At 74.0% G+C, this 2,888-nt stretch carries 4 protein-coding genes; 1 reads left to right on the top strand and 3 read right to left on the bottom strand.

Annotation, left to right across the window (positions count from 1 at the left end):
• Both AOK16_RS18755 and AOK16_RS18760 read right to left on the bottom strand, forming a co-directional pair.
• Window positions 1-473, bottom strand: a 473-nt coding sequence (locus AOK16_RS18755) for a DUF309 domain-containing protein (protein ID WP_055473383.1), incomplete at its 3' end; no start/stop codon positions are given.
• A 5-nt stretch (window positions 474-478) separates the two neighbouring features.
• A complete protein-coding gene (locus tag AOK16_RS18760; protein ID WP_055473381.1) occupies window positions 479-1,318 on the bottom strand; it encodes an exodeoxyribonuclease III in 840 nt (279 codons plus the stop codon).
• A gap of 76 nt (window positions 1,319-1,394) precedes the next feature.
• Between AOK16_RS18760 and AOK16_RS18765 the strand changes: the two genes are divergently transcribed.
• The gene (locus AOK16_RS18765; RefSeq protein ID WP_055473382.1) at window positions 1,395-1,895 is read left to right on the top strand and encodes a GNAT family N-acetyltransferase; all 501 of its coding nucleotides are present in this window, start codon (window positions 1,395-1,397) and stop codon (window positions 1,893-1,895) included.
• A 59-nt stretch (window positions 1,896-1,954) separates the two neighbouring features.
• Here the strand turns inward: AOK16_RS18765 and AOK16_RS18770 are convergent.
• On the bottom strand, window positions 1,955-2,888 hold a 934-nt coding region (locus tag AOK16_RS18770; protein ID WP_169790914.1), incomplete at its 5' end, for an FAD-dependent oxidoreductase.

Below are 2,888 nucleotides of genomic sequence, written 5' to 3' on the forward strand. Positions count from 1 at the left end.
CCGTCGACGCCCGCACCCGCGCTGCCCTCACCGTCGGCTCCTCCGCCGTCGACGCCCTCGGCAGTCCGCCGCGCCCAGGCGGAGAGGGCGCGGGCGTCGATCCCGTACGGCGTGCGGTCCGCATAGGGCTGGATGGCCTCGGCAGCCCGCAGCAGCAGCGCCCGAGCACCCCGCGGGTTGCCGCGCGCGGCATGGGTCACCCCGACGGCCAGCTGCGCGAGGCCCTTCCACAGACCGCGCTCTCCCGGCTCCCCCGTGGACTTCCACGCGTCCTCGAACACCTCGTGCGCATGGAACGGCCTGCCGTCGTCGAGCAGCCGCTGAGCCTCCCGGAGCGTCTCGCCCGGCGCCCGCACGACCCCTTCTGGCTGCCGCTCGACTCCCGGCGCCCCATAGGGCAGCGGCCGCCCCAACCCGTCCCGGGGCCGCCCGCTGCGAGCCCGCCCCTCCTCGTCACGGTCCCGGGATCCCATAGCACTCACCCCTCCATAGTGCGGGCCCGCGACGCCCAGCGCCCCGCCCCGTACGCGACCGTCACCGGTGCGTGGTCGCTCCACCGCAGGTCGTACCGCTCGGCCCGCTCCACGAGCGCCTTCACCGCTCGCGCCGCGAGGCCGGCCGTCGCCATCTGGTAGTCGATCCGCCAGCCGCTGTCGTTGTCGAAGGCCTTGCCCCGGTAGGACCACCATGAGTACGGCCCGTCGACGTCCGGGGTCAACTCCCGCACCACGTCCACGTATCCGCCCTCCCCCGCGTCCAGGACCCGCGTCAGCCAGGCGCGCTCCTCCGGAAGGAACCCCGCGTTCTTCCGGTTCGCCTTCCAGTTCTTCAGATCCGCCTCGCGGTGGGCGATGTTCCAGTCACCGCAGACGAGCACCTCGCGCCCGCCGGCCGCCGCCCGCTCCCGCAGCTCCTTCAGATACGGCAGGAACTCGCCCATGAAGCGCTCCTTCTCGTCCTGCCGCTCGGTGCCGACCTCGCCCGAGGGCAGATAGAGGCTGGCGACGGTCACCCCTGGAAGGTCGACCTCCATATACCGCCCGCTCCCGTCGAACTCCGAGGACCCGAAGCCCACTTGGACCCGATCTGGCGCACGCCGCGTGTACACCGAGACCCCCGCGCGCCCCTTCGCCTCCGCCGGCGCGTGGACCGTGTGCCAGCCGGCCGGCTCGCGCACCTCCTCCGGCAGCTGCCCGGGCTCGGCCCGCACCTCCTGGAGGCACACGACATCGGCGCCGGTGCCCGCCAGCCACTCCACGAACCCCTTCTTGGCAGCGGCCCGCAGCCCGTTCACATTCACAGTCGTCACAGTCAGCACCCGGGCACCCTACGGCAGCCCACCGACAACACCCGCCGCCCGCGATCCCCGCCCGCACCTCCGTACGATTACGCCCATGCAGATCCGTGCCACCCCCTTCGACCACCCCGACGCCGTAAAGCTCAACGACGCCGTGCAGCTGGAATACCAGCGGCGCTACGACGGCGAGGGCGACATCACCCCGCTCGACGCGTCCATGTTCACGCCGCCGAACGGCCTGTACCTCATCGCGTACGACGAGGGGAACCGCCCCGTGGCCACCGGCGGCTGGCGCGCCCATGAAGAGGCGGAGCTCGGCTACTCCGAGGGGGACGCGGAGATCAAGCGCATGTACGTGATCCCCGAGGCCCGCGGCCTGGGCCTGGCCCGCCGCATACTGGCCGAGCTGGAGGCCGGCGCGCGGGAGGCGGGCCGCGCCCGCATGGTCCTGGAGACCGGCACCAAGCAGCCGGAGGCCATCGCCCTCTACACCTCCAGCGGCTACACCCCGTGCGAGCGCTTCGGCCACTTCCGCGAGTACGAGGACAGCCGCTGCTTCGCCAAACCGCTGAACGGCGCCCTCCGGCCCGGCCTCTGAGCGGCGCCCGACCGAGCGCCCGCCCCGGCTCCCGACCGATCAGTGGGCGGGCGACCCGATCAGTGGGCGGGGGACCCGCCGCCGCCCCGGTAGGCCTCCAGCAGCCACAGCCACACCTCGCTGATCGTCGGGTACGACGGCACGGCATGGCACAGCCGCGCCATCGGCACCTCCCCGACCACCGCGACGGTCGCCGACTGCAGCAGCTCGGCCACCCCGGGCCCGACGAACGTCGCGCCCACCAGATGCCCCCGGTCCTCGTCCACGACCAACCGGGCCCGGCCCCGGTAGCCGTCCGCGAACAGCGACGCGCCCGCGACCTGCCCCATGTCGTAGTCGACCACCCGCGTCCGCCGCCCCTGCCGCTCCGCCTCCGCGGCCGTCAGGCCCACCGAGGCGATCTCCGGCACGGTGAACACCACCTGCGGTACGGCCTCCGAGTCGGCCGTCGCCACATGCGCGCCCCAGGGCCGCGTGTCCAACCGGCCCTCCCCACGCGCACGTGCGGCGATCACGTCGCCCGCGATCCGGGCCTGGTACTTGCCCTGGTGGGTCAGGAGCGCCCGGTGGTTGGCGTCCCCCACCGCATACAGCCAGCCGTCCCCGACCGCCGTGACCCGGCAGCTGTCGTCCACCGCCAGCCAGGAGCCCGGCTCCAGGCCGACCGTCTCCAGGCCCAGGTCGTCGGTGCGCGGCGCCCGCCCGGTCGCGAACAGCACCTGATCGGCCTCCAGCCGCTCACCACCGTCGAGTACGAGGGCCACCGCCCCGCCGTCCCCGCCCGCACGCCGCACCTCCGCGACCGACGTGCCCGTACGGATCTCCACCCCCGCGTCCTTCAGCGCCGCCGCGACGATCTCGCCCGCGAACGGCTCCATCTTCGGCAGCAGACCGTCACCGCGGACCAGCAGGGTGACCGAGGAGCCGAGCGCCTGCCAGGCCGTGGCCATCTCGACGCCGACGACCCCGCCGCCCACGACGGCCAGCCGCCCG

It is taken from the genome of Streptomyces pathocidini, from assembly GCF_001418495.1.
Classification (GTDB): domain Bacteria; phylum Actinomycetota; class Actinomycetes; order Streptomycetales; family Streptomycetaceae; genus Streptomyces; species Streptomyces pathocidini.

Excerpts from the sequence above, each read along its gene's own strand:
- AOK16_RS18765 (WP_055473382.1), top strand. The coding sequence starts at position 1,395 with ATGCAGATCCGTGCCACCCCCTTCGACCACCCCGACGCCGTAAAGCTC.